The organism is Paenibacillus sp. SAF-068, assembly GCF_051967555.1.
Taxonomy (GTDB): domain Bacteria; phylum Bacillota; class Bacilli; order Paenibacillales; family Paenibacillaceae; genus Paenibacillus.
Window position 1 is genome coordinate 108817 of the sequence record NZ_JBQCJX010000003.1, and the last position, 17760, is coordinate 126576.

Sequence of the window (17760 nt, forward strand, 5' to 3'; positions counted from 1 at the left end):
TTTATATATTTTATGATCTTTATGAATTGAACTATGGTAAAATATCTCAGGATCGATAATTGGAGAGGGGTTTTTTCATTCATGTCTTGGAAAAAAGTTTTGGGTAAAAGCACACTGCGTGTAGCTACTGCTGCACTATTACTCACCCAACTATTGGGCGCAGCAGGTTCTGTCTCTGCCGCAGGCAACGATGTAGAAGTACACTTGATTGGAATCAATGATTTCCACGGTCAGTTAGATACGACATCCATCGTGGGTGATAAGAAAGCAGGATCGGCTCCAATTCTAGCAACCTATCTTAAAGAAGCTCAAGCCAAATATGAACACTCCCTACTCTTCCATAATGGGGACTCTGTTGGTGCATCAGCTCCGGTCTCATCTATGGATCGTGACGAGCCTACGATGGAATGGATGAACATGATGGGGTTTGATGTAGGGTCCTTGGGTAACCATGAATTCGATCAAGGTATTGCTGCCCTAAAAGCACAGATCTTTGGTGGCCTTGATCCAAAAGAAGGTAAAGTAACCCATGCCGGTGCAAAATTTGATTACGTCAATGCTAACGTCATTGATACCGCTACTGGCAAAACGTTGATCCAGCCTTATGTGATTAAAGAAGTAGGCGGCGTCAAAATTGGATTCATCGGCTTAGTGACGAAATCTACACCTGCTAAAGTATCCCCATCGGGTACCGCTGGTGTGCGCTTCTTAAGCGTAGAAGAAGAAGTTGAAGCCGTTAATAAATATGCGAAAGAGTTGCAAGATAAAGGTGTAGAAACGATCATTGTGTTGGCACATGATCCGGCAACGACCAAAGAAGGCGTGACTACTGGAGAAGCAGCTGATTTGGCGAAAGCTCTACCGGCAGATTCCCCTGTTGACGTTATCGTTGCAGGCGACAATCATGCTTTGGCTAACGGTGAAGTGAATGGAAAGTTGATTGTTCAAGCGTATTCCTATGGTACGGCTTTTGAAGATATCAAACTGATGATTGACCCGGCTACCGGAGATGTAACTGAAAAATCAGCTACGGTTACAACGACTTTCCAAGAGGGTGTAAAAGAGGACCCTGAGACATTGGCTATTATCAAAAAATCATTGGACAAGCATCCTGAGCTAACGAAGCCAGTAGGTACAACAGATGGTTCCGTCACTCGTACAGATGCTTATAATAATGAAGCGCCTCTAGGAAACCTGATTGCTGATGCGATGCGTCATGCAGACTTTGGTGATAAAGCAAGCGCTGCTGACTTTGCATTTATGAATCCAGGTGGTATTCGTGCGGATCTGCCAAAAGGCGATGTAACCTTTGCTGATCTTGCGAAAATCCAACCGTTTGGCAATACATTAGTGAAACTGGAGCTGACTGGCGAACAGGTTAAAACCTTGTTGCAGCAGCAATGGGGTACCAATGCTGACGGTACACCTAATACCAAGACACTTCAAATCTCTGGTTTGAAATATACTGCAGATTTTAATAAGCCGGTCGCAGAACGCGTAACGGGTCTTAGCCTTGAAGATGGAACATTGATTGATCCTGCAAAAACATATACAGCTGTCGTTAATAACTTTATGGCTGCAGGCGGAGATAACTATAAAGTGCTGCTGGATGCTAAATCATCCTTGGCAGGCCCAATCGATCTGGATGTATTCTATCAGTACATCGTAGAAACGTATAAAGGTGGCAGCATCGAAGCTAAAAATGAAGCGCGTATCACAAACCTGGCTGCATCTACCGAGCCAACAGAAACACCTGTATCCTCAGAGGTTATTTCCCGTGCTGAATTTGTAAGTGCGCTGGTAGACATGTTGAAACTAAACAAAGTAACGACGGCACCTGCATTCAAGGATGTTGCTGCCAATGCTGCATATGCTGATGCGATTGCTGAAGCAACGCAAGCTGGATTCATTCAAGGTTACGGGGGGAACTTCTACCCGGAACGTGATATTACTTTGGAAGAAGCAGCGACGATTTTGGCAAAATTGGTGAACAGCCCGGCATCTGAAGCGAATGCGGCAACGATTATTGCTGCTTTCGAAGATGGTAAATCCGTGTCTGCTTACGCAATTAAGCCTATGGCAAAATTGATTGATAAAGGTATTCTGGGTGGAACCGATAAAAAATCACTTCAACCTAAACAAGGTCTCACGACTAACGATGCCAAAGCTTTAATTGAAAAGGCCGTTGCAGCCAAAGCTTCATAATGTAGAACTTATTTGAACCTTATATTTAAAATAGGAAAACACATCCGATTGGGAGAATGCTATATCCCAATGCAGGATGTGTTTTTTTGAATAAGGAAGCAGACACGTTTGATCATATGATGAGATTGAATCGACAAATTGATGTTTCTATGATAGGGTGGAGGCATCCCATAGGCATTCTACTCTTCGGAGTAGAGTGCCTTCATGTATATTATGGGAGCTTACATTAAATGTATTTTAAATTCATTTGGATCGGTTTTGGAGGTGGTGATGCTATGTTTCTCTCTTTAGCCCCAACAGGGGATGGTTGGATGAGTATGAAAATTGTGAAAATATCATTTAATAAAGAGGAGCGAACATAGCATGACTACTCGTTTTCAAGCGGAGAACCGCATTCCATTAAATTCTTCCCGACTTAGGGATTTACGTAAATCCGGGCGTTTGCCAGGCGTTGTCTTTGGCAGAAATACGGACAATCAGATGATTCATATTCCAACAATAGAATTTCATAAATGGTTGAAGCAAGGAGCATCTGGTTTTGTTGAATTGCAGTTTGAAGACAAAGGCGCATTGACCGTATTGTTGGAAGACCTTCAACGTGATCCGGTTACACGGGATTTGCTTCATGTGGATTTTCAACAGGTGCAAACGAATGAGATCATGCGTACTAAAATTCCTGTCAAGTTCAACGGCACCCCGATTGGCACAAAGAGGCCTTGCCGAGACACTTGCCAACGTCGATTGAATTTGACATTAGTGCGATGGAACTTGGAGAAACGCTACATGTAAGTGATGCAACGTTTGCAACAGATGTTACGGTGATCTCTGAGGGAAATGAGTCTCTTCTCTCTGTAGTTAAACCTTAACGATACCGAGTATGAACTACCAGAATAAGTAAAAATTAACCGTACGGATAATAATCTGTACGGTTAATTTGTGCTTTCATTCGCAAAATTCAGGTGTAAAGTAGGTAGACTCAGCACAGGTGATCACTATAATGGAAATAAGATACATATACAGGGCGGTGGGCCAAAAAAATGGACAAATTAAAGAACAGCGGATTCTATAAACTGAAGTTCTTCATAACTCCTGAAGAGTTGAAAGCTCTATTACAGCTTTTCGAGCAGAGACAGGTGCAATTCCATCATACCAATGCTGCCCGGACAGAGCATGATCATAGTCAGGTGTATGAGGCGTATCAGACGTTCTATCAGTATTATGTGACAGGAGAACAGAGAAACGATGTTCGTCCCTTCTTTATATATTCCATTTCGGTTGCGTTCGATCAGGAAAGTTCAGGATTTTTTGTGAGAAATGAAGGTGTTTCTTTCCCATATCACGCACAATGGGCAGAGGATGAACTGCCGTGCATCATGCTTTCGTTACCGAAAGGCGTTCAGGTTAATTTGGAAGATGAAAAAGGAAAATACTATATATATGAGGATATCCGGGATCATCAACCGTTAACCTATGCGCTTTTCAATGAGATTAGGGACTCTATCAAAAAAATGACAAAACCTCTTCGCTTCTCAGCTCATGATGCCGATGCAATGAAGGAACAGAAGCCCTCTGTGCGTATAAGCCAGGATGCAATGCACGACTTGAGCCAATCCTGGATTTTCAATAAATATGGACTTCTGATTCATGGCAAATAGGAAGGGAGAACTCTAATCATGGAACCAATACAAGAAATAGAGATACTGGCCATAGAGATTGCCCTACGTCTGAATCAAGCAGAATCTCCCGCTATGCAAGCATGGTTGGCAGAGGCGGCAGAGTAGAAACATCCGTATTCGGGAACTACGACCATATACGATATTTCATATCGACTTAATTAGCTCATTACAATGATAGGGAGTGTAGATCTATCATTCTCGACCCACCTTCGTACAGTAAAGGGGGGTTCTTTTTCGTGTTTAAAATAAGACATCAAGCTGCCACTTCCCTCCTAAACCGTCGGACAAATACACTTTTTCAGCCTTGTCCACGTCTATCCCTGACCAAATTCCAATCGATTGCATTTAATAAACTATCAAAATAAAGGAGGTTTTGAGAATGGGAAATAGAGGAGTTCGGAGTTATCCCCCGGTTCGAATATACAATTCCACATCATTTACTGCTACCGGAAGAGTAGAGTATGCATCTCTCTTTTGCAGCGATGACAACTATGCGGTACAGCGTGATGAGACTTGGCAGGCTTCTTCACGTGGAGCGTGCTTGGTGACAAGAATTACAGCAACGGTTAGAACACCGAATGGCAACATCGAAGCTGAACCGTATACGTCCTCGGGCACGTCCTACAGCCAATTTGCCATCATACAGGCAGGACCAAACCGTTTCCAGGTTACTCGTGTAGTAAGTACACCGAGACGGGGCTGTCGGAAGTAAGAATGCAGGATACGAACGTAATCTGAGTAGTAGTCCCCATTCAACACAAAGCAACGACTCGCCCAATCTACTAAGGGCGAGTCGTTTCCTTATCATGACATGGCGAATGGCGAATCAATGCTTCTGATACCATAATATGCGGCGATACATGGAGGAATCTTTCAAGTGCCGGAAAGGGCGCAAGTCGGGTCGATAATTACCTTCAATAATCCAAATTCGAGCTTTCTGGTCGATTCCAATGTCAAAGCCGACTTGTCTAAGATCGGGGTTGTGTTCTGCCAGTTGTTTGGCAGCGAGGAGTGCAGTTCGTTCTGCCTGAACAAGCAAAGTCCGGCCTCCGACACGTGCGAGTTGCAGTGCCTTAAGCGCAGGCAAGGTACGGCTGGCCACGTTCGTGACCAAATATCCTCGTGATGCAACCTTGGCATAGGCGCCAGTCACTTTCCACTTCGATGGCGCTTCCTTTTTGCGTTGAACCATGATTCGAAGATCAAACGGTTTATTGCGAATTCGAGCCAAGTGCAGGCGTTGCTGGACAACATAGGTGCGATCTTTATAGCTTTTGTCGAGCCAATCAAGCAGCTGATCTGTATTCAGCAGGGTAATGGTATGATTCTCATTCTGAATTCGATAGGTGTTGGAACGCTGACGTTCAATGAATACGATATCCCTTCCATAGCTTCCATTGCAAGGTTTCAGGACTAAGCCTGGGTAGTGTAGCAGCATGTTTGTTAACGATTCCTTCTCAAGAAGCTGTGTTTCGGGTAACCGCTCGGCGAGTAAGGGCACACTCTGGAGCGTGCGATACTGCAACCATTTGTCTCGTTGAAATAACATCGAATCACAGCCTTTTTAAGGGTCTATACTCATTCTAAGTGATATAAGTCATCCATATAAGCTGTCATTCGTCTAATTTTATAAACCTCATTCGTCCTATAGGGTTTTTGATTATAACTGATGGATATCAGGTCTCTTAAAAGAATCATTACCATAATTCTAAGGCTATCTAGTACATACCGTTTACCACAAATTTATCCTTGATTATACCGTATGTGCCTGTACTTATTATAATTCTTACTGAGCTTGTGCCCTATTATTTTGCGAATAAAACATGAGAAATTAATTTACTCAAAGATAAGAAAATTAAAATGAAAGGGTGTAGATTGATTGATAGATAGTGGTAGAGATTTATAATCTTTATTTGGTATACTAAAAAATGTAAGGTGATAGAGGAGGGATAATATGCGATTTGTTCACTTGTCAGATTTTCACATAAAAAAAGAGGGGTTAAAAGATTTAAATCAGATTGTTAAGGCTCTTTCAAATGATTTAAGCGCTTTTGATTCAAGTAAAAAGATTGATTTTATTTTATTTACTGGCGATTTGATCGATCAAGGAGGTAGAAGTTTTGAAAGTGTAAGTCAGGCTTTTTCTGAGTTTGAGGAAAATGTAATCGTGCCATTGATTGAGTGTCTCAATATGGAGAAAAGTAGATTTGTTTTTATTCCTGGTAATCATGACATTGATAGATATGCTGATGATAAAATCGATGAAAGTGGTCTTCATACAACTTTAAGTGCGGAAGCAGAAGTATCATTATTTATAGATAAAAACGGTACTAAAGGGATTAAAAGAATTTTGCCGTTCAAGCAATTTGAGAAAGATTTTCACGAGAACACTAACTGTAAAATAACAAATTTTCATTCAAGTTATATTTTTGACGTGAACAATACTAAAATAGGTATTAGTGCATTTAATACCGCATGGAGATGCTACGATAGTAAAAAAGATCATGGAAATATTTTATTAGGTAAACGTCAAATCACTGAGTCTCGTGATTTTATAGAAAATTGCGATATAAAAATAGCATTGATGCATCATCAATTTGATTTTCTTAATCCCTTTGATATGGATGCAGTCAAGCCTTCAATTGAACGAGAGTATGACATGGTATTTTGCGGACATGTTCATAAGGGTAGTAATTATAGTCATAGTAGTACTTTTGGAGATATGTTCATGTCAATTGCACCGTCGAACACATCTGATAACATCTGGAATAACGATCAACGTTATTTAAATGGTTATGCAATAGTAGATTATTCTGATAATAATGGTGTAATTACTGTAACCAATAGAAAATATTCTTTAGATCATGAAATGTATTTATCTAATGTTGAGCTAGCGCCAAATGAGGGTGTTAAATCTTATACTATAAAAAAAAAAGAAAAACAAAATAAAAGAGGCGAAAGTGATTATAGCGATTCAGAGCATGATTTAATGAATCCAAAGTTAAATCAAAATAACTATTTAAGTGAGGTTAGTAGTGAGAAGTATCCTTATATTCCTATAAACCTTGAAATTAGTAACAGTAAGGCATTAAAGTTTTCGAAAAGCACTTATTTCAAAAAATATATAGGAGAAATTTTAGAGAAGAGTGATAAGTACTCGGATTACAAGGAAAATGCTCAATTATGTTTGTTGATAATGGATAAAATGCTGAAAAATTCAACTGTTTCTAGTATTGAGGACTTTATCGAAAATATAGATAAAGTTTTTTCCTCTATTGAAAATAATATGGAATTAATAGAGAATTTACAGATATGTTTTGATAACATAAAAATTTGGCTACTCGAGATACATAATCTTAAAGGGCACCAACAATTAACTACTAGTGATGATATATTTGAATTTATATTTTCTGATTTAGATAAACACTCGGATGATGATATTGTGGAAGTGCTTTTATCGGAATCAAAAGAAACTATTTCTTGTATTGAACATAATCGTGGAATGCGACTTGAATTGAAAGGAAAACAAGGATTGGTAATGGAGATAATACTTCTTTTTACATTACCAGTATTGGTTAATATCGATCTGTTTAAACAAATAGGAGCTAGTAGCGATATTAATTTAATCCAATCAGAAGAAATAATTCAAATTTTGAAGCTGACTTACGAAGAATACTCAAGTTATAAAGAACACCTCAAAGGTAGAGAGGATGAAGTTAATTCAATCATTAGTAGCATAGATGACAAAAAATTCACAATTGTTAAAGGAATTAAAGGTGTCGGTAAATCAGCTATAGTTTCTTCGGTTATGGAAACAATGAAAAGCAAGGAAAACATATCATTTTTGGTGTTTTCATTTAAATATTCTAATAATATAGTGGAATTTATTTATAGCATTATAGAACAATGTAACTTGACAATAGTTAATAATATTGATATGGAAATATTGGTTGAAGAAGTTAAGAAATATAATAAGGAAAATGGGATGGCTGAATTTCCAGAATACGTAATTCTACAACCGTATTTTAAAGAAGCAATAAAACGTTCATTAAAAGAAAACGTTAAAGTATGCATAATTATAGATTCTCTTGAGTTAGTTACACACTTAGAGAATCAGTTAAAGTTTTTATTGGAAGATATCATAGACATCTGTTCAATAATGTTGGTTACAGGCAGCAATAATGAATGTGTGAGTGGGTTTATTAATGAGAGTCGACCAAACATTATAGAAATAGAGTCGTTTGGTAGAAATGTAATACCACTATTTACAAATTTAAAGGATTCGATTCCTAAAGAAAAAGCTCTGAATGACAGGGTTTATCAGAGAACAAAAGGTAAAATTATTGAGTTAAATAAGATAACTGGTTCTGGTGATCCAATTACAGAAGAGAGTATTGAAAATCTTAACAATGTTTTAACTCTAATAGATCATGAATATATTTTTATTGAAGAGGCAAGCTTAGGTAGTAGTATACTTGAAGAGTCTTTGTTACTATTTTCTGTTTTCGAAGATATTGAGCCGTTATCTCTAGATAATGTTCAAAGTTTTTTAGATTTCAGAGGGATTTCTGCTAGAATGCCGATGATAAGACATGAATTGAGAAAAATTGAAAGCCATCTAAGTAATATGAGATTTGGTAGAATAAGATTTGTGAAACAAGGGTTATCTGATTATCTCCTAACCTCCTATTTTTCCTTTAGAGATGTAGAGCAATTTATTAAATACATTTTTGAGTGGATATCAAATGAACAAAAACTGGAAGTGCGCTTCATTGGTGAGTTTCTAAGGAAAATGGAAGATAAGCAAGTAATTAAAGTTGAAACATTTGATAATTTAACTAATTGTTTTATGAATAATTTATTGAGTAAGCAAAATTCACACAAGTTATTCTTATTAGGGAAGTATATATTTAATGAGTCTTATAAAAATATAAATTTATCAATGAAGTTTTTAAGCAAAGCGGTTGAATCGGACAATATTGAATCAATGGTCTTTTTGGGACTTTCATACATTGAAGGCAATAAGGTCCCTAGAAATGTGAAAAAGGCAGAAGAAATGCTAAGAAGAGCCTCAGATTTTAAGGATGTTACTGCAATGGCAATGCTAGGAATATTGCTGGTTGAAGAAAATAATAATATAGAAAAAATTAATGAATCCAGAGAATTACTTGAAGAAGCATCTCGACTAGGGAATAAACTAGGAAAAGTGCAACTTGCTATAAGGTTATTGATGGGTAACAAATTTGTTCAAGATATTGAAAGGGCAGACAGTCTCTTAAACGAACTTGTAGAGGGAAATTATGTGGCAGCAATTAGAGTTATGGGTACAAGATATATTTATGGGCATTGGATTGAGAGAGATGCGGATAGAGGAAGGAATCTCTTGAATAAAGCAATCTCGAATGGTAGTGTTCAGGCAAAATTAATTTTGGCAAGATACCAGGTTAATGCTGGAAAAACAGAAAAGGATTTAACTGAAGGAATCAATTTATTAAAAGAGTTAATAGAGAATGGGAATACAGACGCGAAAGCTTATTATTCAAAAATATTATTAGAAGGACCAATATCCATAAGAGACGTTAAGAATGGGTTGGTTTTACTGAAGGAACTTGTTAACGAAGGTGTTGAAGAATGTCAACTTGATTATGCTATACATTTATTTAGTGGTGAGTATACCGTACAAAACATAGATGAAGGTAAAGAGGTATTGGCTAAATTAGTCCAGCAAAACTACAAGAATGCAAAAACAATATATGGTGAAATGCTTATTGATGGAGATCATTATGCTAAGAATATTCAAATGGGCCTAAATTTAATAAATGAGAACGCCAACAATGGCGATGATTATGCCAAGAAAAAACTAGCATATAGATATGCAAATGGCTTTGGTTTAATTAAGGATATCGACAGGGCTATGAATATATTTGAGGAATTGACAAAGTTAGGAGATACATATTCAGAGTATTTCCTAGCTAAATTATTACTTGACTCTGAAAATAATGTCAACGAAACTGATGTGGTTAGAGCTGTTCGCCTCCTTGAAAAGGCGGAAAAATCAGGCAGTATAAAAGCAAAAATACTTTTAGGAGAAATATATCTTGACGGAGAGCATGTTGATAAAAACATAAAAAAAGGGCTAGGTTACTTAAATGATGCTATAGCACTAAATGATTCAGAAGCAATGCGAGAGTTGGGTTACAGATATTTGAATGGAATAGGGTTGCCTATCAACAAAGAACAGGCCAGAAAATGGTTAGAGAAATCAGTTTTTCTTGGAAATAAGTTAGCTAAAACGATACTAGGTCATGGAATTATCCTTAATAAGTTGAATTTGGATATTAATTACGGGCTTAAATTATTAGAGGAAGTTTCTAACGAAGAAGTAAACGCCATGAGGATATTAGGTACCATGTATATCTCCGGTAATTTAGTATCTCAAGATAAAAAGAAAGGTGAAACCCTTCTTAAAAGTGCTTTCCAAAAAGGTGATAAAAAGGCAGGTGTCAAACTTGCTAATATGATGTTAGACGGAGTTTATCTAAATAAAAACTTAAATGAAGGAAAAAGAGTATTAGATGAGCTGGTTGAGGGAAATTATAAAGAAGCTATTATAGAACAATCTAAGAGACTGATTACTGGTAACGGTTTAGATAAGAATATCACACAGGGGTTAAAGCAATTAAACGATTTGTCTGATAAAGGTAGTTTGAAGGCTATGTTTAATTTAGCACAGACTATCTTGATAGGCCCTGAAGATGTCCCTAAAGATCTTAGAAAAGGTGAAAAGTTGCTTAGAGAAGCAGAAGAGAGGAACAACGAAGATGCACGTAGACTTTTAGCGAGATTAATAAATGAAAATGTACTCAAAGTGTCAAATAAAACTGAGGGCATAAGTTTTTTAGAAAAGGCAGTTAAGGAAAATGATTCGGAAGCAATGCAAATTTTAGCCAATTATTATCTTGAAGGTCACAAGGTAAGCCATAATCTAGAATACGCAATTGAACTTTATGAACGTTCAATTGAGGATAAAGATAATAAATGCATGGTAGAATACGGTTTGAAATTGATAAAAGGTCAATCTATAGAAAAGGACGTTCAAAGGGGGATATCTTTATTAAAGGAAACAGCTGACAGGGGATATCTTTTAGGTCAATATCATTTGGCAAAGATTTATTTATCTGTTGAGATGGTTACGAACAAGTACGAAGAAGGATTACGAATGATGCGGCAGCTTGAACATGACGGTGATACTAATGCAAAAATTTTCCTTGCCAGGTCGTTATCTCTTGGAGATAAGATTGAAATGGACAGGGAGGAGGCAACTCTGTTATTTGAAGAGCTAGTAAAAGAAGAAGAAGATCAAGGGATATTAGAATACTCTCAATTTTTGCTCGATGGATTTTATTTAAAGGGAGGTGGAAGAAAGGGAGACAAGTTAATTCGACAATTGATTCAAAAAGGTAATCAAGAAGCAGGTCATGTATATGCCTCACGATTAATAAATGGAGATGGAGTACAAAAGCATGTTTCTGATGGAGTTAACAGAATAAAAAAGCTTGCAGAAAGTGGAGTTAAAGAAGCAATGCTTGAATATGGGATTAGACTTAAGAAAGGAATCAAAGTTGGAAAAAATATAACTAAAGGTAACAAATTTATTAAACAAGTCTTAGGCACTATAAATTCAGATGAATACCATGCATTTGGTATGCTAGCATATAAGCTTGAAGACTACGAACTTGCAACTGAACTATTTGTGATAGCTTTTAATAGAGGTAATGAGCACTCTGGTACATCATTAGCATATATGCTTAGAAGAAATGAAATAAGAGGAATCATACCAAATAATAATATATATTTACTTTTGCAAAATGCGTTAGAAATAAATGGTGATACAGCGGTTATAAACCTAGCTCTAACTATAGTTGCCGAAAATGATTTAGAAGATGCGAATTGGATATACGCTGATATGCTAATTAAAAGTTTATTTAAGTGCTCCAGTGCTGCTAGTTGGTGGTATGAATCAGCGAAAAAAGAGAATGATTACGAGGGGCACCTGATTATTGGTTGGTTATCAAAATATAACATAATACTGGACCCTGATAATTTTAGTTACAAAGATAGGTTGAACATAGCTAGTGCAAAATGGAGTTTACCCGATTGGTTGATAAATGGCGACCTTCAATAATTAAGCAATTTTACTCTTTAAAGCGAGATATTTCATATTTTTTTATTTGAGTATAGGAGAGTACAAAGTAAACCATAATTACAAAACCAGGCAGGAATTAAATCTTACTCTTATATTAATACTTATAAATAAGAAGCTGAATGTCTGAGTGCATCTGCTTCTTATTTGTATGCAAATATCCTGTAGGCCTAGACAGGAACAACCCTCTACCAGTATTTTTCGACTATGTTCCCACACATAAAGGTATAAAACTTTTTTACCAGTAGATTGCAAACTTGTTCGTTTACTGTCCAACCTTACGATGGTATACTCACAATATTCAAAGCAGATTTTTGAGAAAATATGTCGAATTGAGGCTTAATTAGGATGATTACAAATGAACAAAAGGACGGAACAATCATCCTTATCCCATCGCTGGAACCAGATGAGAGACTTCTATCCTATGTCCGTCAATTGAGAGACTATGGGTTTATCAATATTGTCATTGTAGACGACGGATCGGGTGAGGCGTATCAGCCCATCTTCGAGGAGCTTGGAGAGAACGGATGCGCGCTGCTGAGACATGCGGAGAATCAGGGAAAAGGTGCTGCACTCAAGACAGGCTTCCGTTATATTGCACAACAATATGGAGCGGATTCTTTTGTGGTTACTGCCGATTCGGACGGGCAGCATGCAGCGGAAGATGTATATCGTATAGCCCAAGAGGCCAGGATTCATCCAGACTCGCTGGTGCTTGGTGTAAGGAACTTTAGTGAGGGGGACATACCGCCAAAATCTTTGTTCGGCAATCGGATGACCTCCTTTATTTTTGCCATGCTCTATGGCAAGAAGCTATCCGATACCCAGACAGGACTTCGCGCATTTGGCCCAGGACTGCTTGCGTTTATGCAGGATGTACGCGGTATTCGATTTGAATATGAGCTTCAGATGCTCATCTCGTGCATTCAAGCTGGTATACCCATTCATACCATGCCAATCCAAGTCATTTATGAGAATGGCAATGCGGGCACTCATTTTAAAGCGATTCAGGATAGTGCTCGGGTCATGGGGGTGTTGTTCTCCAATTTCCTGCGGTTCATTTCATCATCGGTGGCCAGTTCCGTTGTCGATTTGGGCATTGCCTGGTTTTTGATCGATGCGTTGCGGCCTCTGTTGGGTGATCAGCACTATCTAAGAATTCTGCTCGCAACCGTGATTGCGAGAATTATTTCCATTGTGGTCAACTATGTACTGAACAGATACTTTGTATTCCGCAAGGAAGATAGCCAGGGCAGTCTATGGCGCTATCTAACGTTATGCGGAGTGGTGATCTTGCTTTCCAGTACCGGCGTATATCTATTCCATACCGTTCTCTTCGTAGATGAGAAACTGGCGAAATTCGTCTGTGATGCCTTGCTGTTCCTGCTCAGTTTCCAATTGCAGCGAAGATGGGTATTTGCAGCAAGGAGGAAGCAGTTGTAGTGCAAAACGAAAAAAGGCAGAATATCTTTTTTATCATCACGATGATCCTGATGTCGATTTATTTGGTATGGCGTACGTTCTTTACATTGCCATGGGGTGAAGGCATGCTGAACGTCATCTTCGGTATGCTGCTGATTGTGGCTGAAACGGTCACCGTACTGACAACCTTTGAATTATTCTTTCAGAAGATGCAAAAAGAACGTACACAGCTCGACTTTCCAATTGTCCCGCCGGAATATTATCCGGATGTGGATGTATTTATCGCTACCCATAATGAACCCGTTGATCTGTTATATAAAACCGTTAATGCCTGTACGTTCATGGATTACCCGGACAAGCAGAAGGTTCATATCTACCTCTGTGACGATGGAGCAAGACCTGAGGTGGAGGAGCTTGCCAGACAGTTTGGTGTGGGATATCTGGGGTTCCCCGGTAACAAGGATGCCAAGTCCGGTAATCTAAACAACGCCCTGAGCAAAAGCTCTTCTCCGCTTATTGCAACGTTTGATGCCGATATGATTCCACAGCACACCTTTTTGATGAAAACCGTCCCCTATTTTATGCTCTCCACGTTTATTAAGGAGAATGAGGAATGGCGTCTTCGCCGCGAGGATGAGATGGACCCTACGTTTAAGCTCGGGCTGGTACAGACACCGCAGAGCTTCTACAATCCGGATCTATTCCAGTTTAATCTGTATGCAGAGCAAGGTATCCCGAATGAACAGGATTTCTTCTCCAGAGAAGTGAACATCCTGCGTAATGCCTCCAATGCGGTAGCCTATACAGGCAGTAATACGATCATTTCCCGGCAGGGTATGGAAGACATCGGAGGTTTTCCGCTCAATACGATCACCGAGGACTTTGAGACAAGCATCCGCTTGCAGCAGGAAGGTTATATTACCTATGCTACGCAAGAGGTTCAAGCTGCCGGGCAGACGACTACCACAGTCAAGAGCATGATCAAGCAACGGATTCGCTGGGCGAGGGGTATTATTCAGAGCCTGCAGAATACGCGGGCACCCGTATCCGGGAAGCTTCCTTTCTGGACGAGAGTGACCTACTTAAGCAGTTTCTTATACTGGTGGTCTTTCTTTAACCGGTTGATTTTCATTTTGGCGCCAATTTTGTTTGCGTTATTCGACTTCCAGATTGTAAACACCACCTTCTGGCAAATCTTGATATTCTGGCTTCCATCCTATTTCTTCTACAGTGTATCCATGCGATATCTGTCCAGCAATATTCGGAATCAGCGATGGAGTCAGGTTATCGATACGATATTTATGCCTTATCTAATCTGGCCTGTTCTCCTGGAAACGCTGGGTATCCGCGAGAAGAAATTCAAGGTTACCAACAAAAGCAGGGCGAACGGCCGACAATGGATGTCAGCTCTGTTATATGCACTTCCGCATATCTTCTTGCTGTTGCTTTCCATTGCAGCCGTGATTCGGTATGTCAACGGCAAGTACGGCATTGCGCTGTTCTTCAGCAGTATCATTATTTTCTGGCTGATTCATAACATGATCGCGCTATTTTACGCCCTGTTCTTCATGATTGGCCGTCGTGCGTATCGGGAGACAGAACGGATTCGGGCGCAGGAAGATGTTACGATTCACGACCAAGCCAACAATCTGCGATATCAGGCCAAGACGGTGGATGTATCCGAACAAGGGATTGCCTTCTATGTCCCGTATCCCATTTATTTGGCTGAGCAGAAGGTCATCTCACTGATTGTCAAAACCGAGCGATATGAAGCGAACCTCGATGCAGTCATCGTGTACGTGAAACAGGATGGAGAGGGCTGGCGTTACTCCGCAACGGTTCAGCCAGTCGATGAGCATGATAACCGTCAATATATGCAGATCATCTATGACCGTAAACACTCGTTGCCAGAGCAGATGAACCTGTGGGATACGGCTTATGACGATATGTTACGTAATGTAAAAAAACGGATTGTTCAACCCAAATCGGATCAGCGAAAAATGCCGCGGCTTTCCCTTCAGCTTCCAGTTCATTTCACCAATGATGCGGGCTGTACGCTGCGCAGCTTCAATTATCGCTTCTTCTCCGCGACGGGATTTCATGGTGATATTGCGGCGGGAGCGGTCGTTACTTTTTATACGAAGAGTAATATTGAAGTCATTTTGCAACATACGGGGAAAACGACAGCCCGTGAGCATGAAGTACTTCTTTCGGTAGAGAATATCGATGATATTGTGGAGAAGGGCCTGATCGACCAATTGCTGACGGATCTGATTCAGCCACATTCCGATCGTTCCACCAGAGAAGGTTAGGGGAGATAAAGATGCTCATTGTGCTTCATTTTGTGATGGGAGTTTTATTGATAATCTCCTTTGTTGGTTACATGCAGTTTGTTCGGAAGACACTTGCACTACGGTGGGAGTTTATCCCTGTATTTGTGTTTTCCTCGATTGCCTGCATCGTATATTTCGCTGGCTTGGCAGGCCAGCTCTTTATAGGAAGTATTATTGTGTTGATCCTAGGCTTGGTGTTTGTTAGAGGTACGCTGGTTCGAGCTATCCGACAAGGGACCAAAACCAAACCGAATGTATTGTTCTCGTTATTTCAGTTTTCTTTTCTGGGCGGGACGTTCATCTTTTTGCTGATTCTGTTCCAAAATGAATTGACACACTACGATAACTTCTCGCACTGGGCCATTGTGTTGAAGCAGATGCTGAGTACGAATGCCTTTCCGACACCAGACTCCAGCCTGATTGATTTTAAAAATTATCCGCTGGGGACTTCGTCATTTATTTATTATGTCTGTCGCTTCATGGGGCATTCCCAGTCCGTAATGCTTTTGGCACAGGGACTGCTGATCTTTTCCTGTTTTTATGCCATGTTTGGCATCGTTTCAGAGAAGAAACGTTTTCTCCTGTACGCGTTTCTCGGACTCGGGTTATCTACGCTTTCTTTTTTCAACCTTACGATTCGGATTACCAATCTGCTCGTGGATTTCTTGCTTCCGATTTACGCGCTCGCGATCCTGGCAGTTATTTACCAATATCGGAATGAGATCATGAAGGCATGTATTGTTGTTCTTCCGCTTGCGGGGTTGCTGACGATCATCAAAAGCACAGGGATTATTTTCACTGCGATCGGCCTGATCTTCCTGGTGTATACATGGCTGAAAAATGGGCAACGCTCGAACTGGAAAGTTGGACTGGCTGTGCTGGGTACCATTAGTGGTTCATTCCTTCCGTATCTCGGCTGGAGCTGGCGAATGGGGACGGTATTCCAAGGGGTTGATAACAAATTCGAGGGAACAGCTGCGGTGATCAAAGCAGGCAAGACGGGAGAACAGAAATGGGAGATTCTGATGCTCTTCCTGAAATCAAGCATGGATATCACGTCCAGGCCTGTGCTCGGCATTGTACTTTTCCAGCTTGTCGCGATTGGAGCTTCGGTATTTGCCGTTGTTGTGCTCAAGAAGAAGTGGAACCTATGGAAAGCATTAATTGCTTTGGACGTTGTATTGTTACTGTACTATGCAGGCATACTGGCGTTGTATCTCTTCTCCATGCCTCTCGATGAGGCCATTGTCCTGGCGGGATTTGAGCGTTATGCATCGAGTATCGTTGTATTGTTCGCTGGTGGGTTGGTGTTGTGCGCTGCGATCGACCTAGAGCGTTCCTTCCATTATCGGATCGGTGAAGTGCCTGATTATCAATCCTTTAAGACGGTCAAGACGAAAGGTCATTATCAAAAAGGCATTATCGGATGTATGGCGGTTGCGGCCACCATTCTTTTGTCTGAATACAATGGTATCGTGTCTATCGCCAAAAGTTATGATACAACCCTCCCTTACAAGATTCATGCGGTTACCGGTGATCGGTGGTATCCAGGTGGGCAGGAGGATAACAACAGATATCTCTTCTACGCCTCAGACAGGGACCAGCAGGTCACGAACTATTACATGCAATATGTAGGGAAGTATTTCTTGTATGCTCCACATGTGGACGGGATTGTGTTGTTCTATGAGGACAATATGGACAATCTTCTGAGCGGCTACGATTATCTGGTGGTCGTCGAGACGGATCTCAACGCCAAGTGGTTGCTCAAGAAACATTATGGCATCGATATGCAAGAGGGGATCTACAAAATTACCCGTTCCGGAGATCAGATCATGCTTACGTTGACTTGAGTTAGGATGATGATGTTCTATTTTCGGATCGTCGGACGGGATAAGCTCCATATTCGGGGAATGTGCAAAAC

The 17760-nt window shown here is 39.9% G+C and carries 10 protein-coding genes; 9 read left to right on the top strand and 1 reads right to left on the bottom strand.

Annotated features, from left to right (window positions below):
* Window positions 1–81 precede the first annotated feature (81 nt).
* The 5 genes from ACTHPG_RS18285 to ACTHPG_RS18305 all read left to right on the top strand — a co-directional run bounded on the left by ACTHPG_RS18285 (window position 82) and on the right by ACTHPG_RS18305 (window position 4593).
* The gene (locus ACTHPG_RS18285; protein ID WP_440390904.1) at window positions 82–2205 is read left to right on the top strand and encodes a bifunctional metallophosphatase/5'-nucleotidase; all 2124 of its coding nucleotides are present in this window, start codon (window positions 82–84) and stop codon (window positions 2203–2205) included.
* A gap of 363 nt (window positions 2206–2568) precedes the next feature.
* A complete protein-coding gene (locus ACTHPG_RS18290) occupies window positions 2569–2994 on the top strand; it encodes a 50S ribosomal protein L25 (protein WP_440390905.1) in 426 nt (141 codons plus the stop codon).
* Window positions 2967–3071, top strand: coding sequence for a hypothetical protein (locus ACTHPG_RS18295; protein ID WP_440390906.1), 105 nt, complete (start codon window positions 2967–2969; stop codon window positions 3069–3071). Before ACTHPG_RS18290 ends, ACTHPG_RS18295 begins: the two co-directional genes overlap by 28 nt.
* A 171-nt stretch (window positions 3072–3242) precedes the next feature.
* Complete coding sequence (locus ACTHPG_RS18300; protein WP_440390907.1) at window positions 3243–3860, top strand: hypothetical protein; 618 nt, start codon at window positions 3243–3245, stop codon at window positions 3858–3860.
* A 400-nt stretch (window positions 3861–4260) separates the two neighbouring features.
* Window positions 4261–4593, top strand: coding sequence for a hypothetical protein (locus tag ACTHPG_RS18305; RefSeq protein ID WP_440390908.1), 333 nt, complete (start codon window positions 4261–4263; stop codon window positions 4591–4593).
* Between the two features lie 114 nt (window positions 4594–4707).
* On the opposite strand, the gene ACTHPG_RS18310 is transcribed toward ACTHPG_RS18305, so the two are convergent.
* A complete protein-coding gene (locus tag ACTHPG_RS18310) occupies window positions 4708–5430 on the bottom strand; it encodes a YheC/YheD family protein (RefSeq protein WP_440390909.1) in 723 nt (240 codons plus the stop codon).
* Between the two features lie 405 nt (window positions 5431–5835).
* Between ACTHPG_RS18310 and ACTHPG_RS18315 the strand changes: the two genes are divergently transcribed.
* From ACTHPG_RS18315 to ACTHPG_RS18330, 4 genes are all read left to right on the top strand, one after another.
* Complete coding sequence (locus ACTHPG_RS18315) at window positions 5836–12066, top strand: metallophosphoesterase (protein WP_440390910.1); 6231 nt, start codon at window positions 5836–5838, stop codon at window positions 12064–12066.
* A 366-nt stretch (window positions 12067–12432) separates the two neighbouring features.
* Window positions 12433–13527 carry a GtrA family protein gene (locus ACTHPG_RS18320; protein ID WP_440390911.1) on the top strand — a complete coding sequence of 365 codons (1095 nt, stop codon included), beginning with the start codon at window positions 12433–12435 and terminating at the stop codon, window positions 13525–13527.
* Window positions 13527–15818 carry a glycosyltransferase family 2 protein gene (locus ACTHPG_RS18325; RefSeq protein WP_440390912.1) on the top strand — a complete coding sequence of 764 codons (2292 nt, stop codon included), beginning with the start codon at window positions 13527–13529 and terminating at the stop codon, window positions 15816–15818. Before ACTHPG_RS18320 ends, ACTHPG_RS18325 begins: the two co-directional genes overlap by 1 nt.
* An 11-nt stretch (window positions 15819–15829) precedes the next feature.
* A complete protein-coding gene (locus tag ACTHPG_RS18330) occupies window positions 15830–17689 on the top strand; it encodes a hypothetical protein (protein ID WP_440390913.1) in 1860 nt (619 codons plus the stop codon).
* Window positions 17690–17760: the final 71 nt, after the last annotated feature.

Coding starts and splice junctions, on each gene's coding strand:
- ACTHPG_RS18285 (WP_440390904.1), top strand. CDS start 82: ATGTCTTGGAAAAAAGTTTTGGGTAAAAGCACACTGCGTGTAGCTACT.
- ACTHPG_RS18290 (WP_440390905.1), top strand. CDS start 2,569: ATGACTACTCGTTTTCAAGCGGAGAACCGCATTCCATTAAATTCTTCC.
- ACTHPG_RS18295 (WP_440390906.1), top strand. CDS start 2,967: ATGGAACTTGGAGAAACGCTACATGTAAGTGATGCAACGTTTGCAACA.
- ACTHPG_RS18300 (WP_440390907.1), top strand. CDS start 3,243: ATGGACAAATTAAAGAACAGCGGATTCTATAAACTGAAGTTCTTCATA.
- ACTHPG_RS18305 (WP_440390908.1), top strand. CDS start 4,261: ATGGGAAATAGAGGAGTTCGGAGTTATCCCCCGGTTCGAATATACAAT.
- ACTHPG_RS18310 (WP_440390909.1), bottom strand. CDS start 5,430: ATGTTATTTCAACGAGACAAATGGTTGCAGTATCGCACGCTCCAGAGT.
- ACTHPG_RS18315 (WP_440390910.1), top strand. CDS start 5,836: ATGCGATTTGTTCACTTGTCAGATTTTCACATAAAAAAAGAGGGGTTA.
- ACTHPG_RS18320 (WP_440390911.1), top strand. CDS start 12,433: ATGATTACAAATGAACAAAAGGACGGAACAATCATCCTTATCCCATCG.
- ACTHPG_RS18330 (WP_440390913.1), top strand. CDS start 15,830: ATGCTCATTGTGCTTCATTTTGTGATGGGAGTTTTATTGATAATCTCC.